Origin of the sequence: uncultured Thiocystis sp., assembly GCF_903866365.1 — a bacterium.
Classification (GTDB): domain Bacteria; phylum Pseudomonadota; class Gammaproteobacteria; order Chromatiales; family Chromatiaceae; genus Chromatium.
The window spans coordinates 1-2,389 of sequence record NZ_CAIPNF010000120.1; the positions used below are offsets into that span (position 1 = coordinate 1).

At 60.4% G+C, this 2,389-nt stretch carries 2 protein-coding genes; both read right to left on the reverse strand.

Features of this window, described 5'->3' with window-relative positions; genetic code table 11:
* Positions 1-175: 175 nt before the first annotated feature.
* Positions 176-730, reverse strand: coding sequence for a caspase family protein (locus tag QZY07_RS07310; protein ID WP_295401173.1), 555 nt, complete (start codon positions 728-730; stop codon positions 176-178).
* Positions 730-2,118, reverse strand: a complete 1,389-nt coding sequence (locus tag QZY07_RS07315) for a caspase family protein (RefSeq protein WP_295401176.1) — start codon at positions 2,116-2,118, stop codon at positions 730-732. Before QZY07_RS07315 ends, QZY07_RS07310 begins: the two co-directional genes overlap by 1 nt.
* Positions 2,119-2,389: the final 271 nt, after the last annotated feature.

Consider the following 2,389-nt stretch of genomic DNA (forward strand, 5'->3'; position numbering starts at 1 on the left):
CTTTCGACGCTCGATCCGAGGATCTTCCAAGGAGGTGAAATGCTCAAGAATGCTTGCTGACATGAGAAACTCCAATCGTCGTTTCTCGCTAGCATCCGTCAACTACCCGAAAAACGGAATGTTTAAACGCGCTCGCCCTGTTGGGCGACCCCACCTGGCTTTGCAGCGTAGAGTATCAGTGTACCCTCGGGGGGCTCATGCGTTGCAGCCCCTGGCGGGCTGAGCGAAAAGAACGCCCAAACGGATTGTTGCGGCAAGCATCCAAGATGAGCAGATTGAGTCCATTGCCGGCTTTGGTCATGCCATCCAGCACCCAGCCGGCATCGACCGCCTGGTAGGGTAGGTCAACTTCGCTCTGAATCTCGGTGCCAATGGGGATCAGGTAATTATGCCCCTCATATTCCATCCCATGCCCGGCAAAATAGAACAGCCCAACACGATCCGGTCCGGTCAGTTTGCCGTTGAAGGTACGGATGGCCTGCTCCATGGTGCGGTGGTCAGCATTCTCCATCCGCACGACTTCGAATCCCCTCTGCGTGAGTTTCGCGGCAATATCCGTCGCGTCGTTGACCGGATTGCTGAGTGCTCCATTGGTATAGCTGGAGTTACCGATGACGAGCGCGTGGCGTTCCTCGGCGGCCAGGGGCCGCAAGCCAAGCAGGATCGAAACCAGCAGCAGCGCCAGGGTTGATCCATGCGTGCGTCGGGGTCCATGGCAACCAAAGTCCATCAGGGGCACCCGCTGGCCGGACAGACCGTCACGTCCAGTGCTCCGGCCATGGCCCGTGCGGTCTTGGCCGTCGGTACGAAACCGCGCATGCCGATCTGCGACAACTGCGGAAAGGCGTCGAGCATGTTGCCGGCCACGTCGCGCCAACCGTCGCCGTTCTCGAAAAGGTTCACCGGCTCGTCTGTGAAGAAAGACACCAGTAAGGTTGGCCCATAGGGTGTCGATGCGGGTAACTCGAAGGGAAGGTCACCGGGAATGTTCAGACGGCCGGCCCTCACCCGATTATCGCGGTGGAATCCATTGGGGAAGACCACGATCGGCGTATCTCTGGCGTCGATGTTGATGACGTTGAGGTAGCCATCGCGCGGTACATCGATCGTCAGTTCCAGTTTCTCGCCCTCGCGAAAGCGTTGCTGATTGGTCTGGAACGACAGCGGATTCAGCCGCCCCACCAATGCCTGGACCTTGTCCCAGGTCGGCCCGTGCCCCGCAGTCACGCCCACCAGGCGCAAGGGTTTGTTGGCCAAGGTCGGATCCCCTCCGAGTTGGGGATGAAAGATGCGTGATCGGTCCTTCTGACCGAGTTGCTCGACGACAAAGGCGGCGGTGGCATCCCTGAGCTGTTGCGGCGTCAGACTGCCTCCGATGCTGACAGTTTGACCGATCGCCTGCGCCAGCCCTTGGGTGAAAAGGCTGCCACGGTCGGTGGCCAGGGATTGCTCGTCATCGGCAGCCGCAGCCGCAGCGATACTGACATAGCTTTGCCCCCCCTTGGCGACCATTTGACCCAAGCCGCGCGAGAGCGACCTCGGCATGCCGGGGTAGGCGAAAAACTTCGCCTGACTCTCCGCCGAACCGCTTTGCAGGGAGCTGAGTTGCACGGCCCGGACGACGGTGCCGCTGTGACAGGCGTCGATCAGAACCAAGGCGTTGCGGTTTGGGATGGCGGCGAGGGCGCGCTCGAAATCATCATCGAGCAGGATGCCGGTTAGGGTAGGCTGACCATCTGGCCCAAGGCTGTTGCGAAGATCATAGAGGGTCAATGCCTCATCGACCCCATCGTCTTCATCGCCGTTCTGGTCCGGCACCTGTGTCCCGTGCGTGGAAAAGTAGATCAGGACCTTGTCATCCGCCGTGACGCCGCGACGCAACCAGTCCGTCAGATGCGCCTGCAGCGCCGCCTGAGTGGCGTCTTCGTTCAGGAGAACTTTGGTATCCCCTGCGGCAAAGCCCAGGTTGGCGGCCACCTTCCGCATCATCTCGATATCGAGGTCGATACCCTTTAGATCCCATTCCATCTTTTGGTACTTGCCGACCCCCCCCACCAACAGGGCGCGATCCGCCGCGATCGCCGGGGCTGCCACGAGGGCAGCGAGGAGGATGGGCACACAACGTCGAAGCATCTCCTGTAAAGGCCGGGGGTCGCGGGTCGTGATCATTGCCGAGGTTCCTGGTTGAATCGCTGGGCGTCGCGCAAGGGGCCACTGGGATCATCGCGTGCCGATCCCGATGGGCTCACTCTAGGAGCCTGTCCGACTTAGGTCGGACGTCGCGGCGAAGCCGCTCTGGAGGCTGAAAATCAAGGTGACTTTCTCATCAATGGGTCATTGAATGGCCATTTTTCACGACATCGACGCCACGTCACGCTGTTTTCATGGA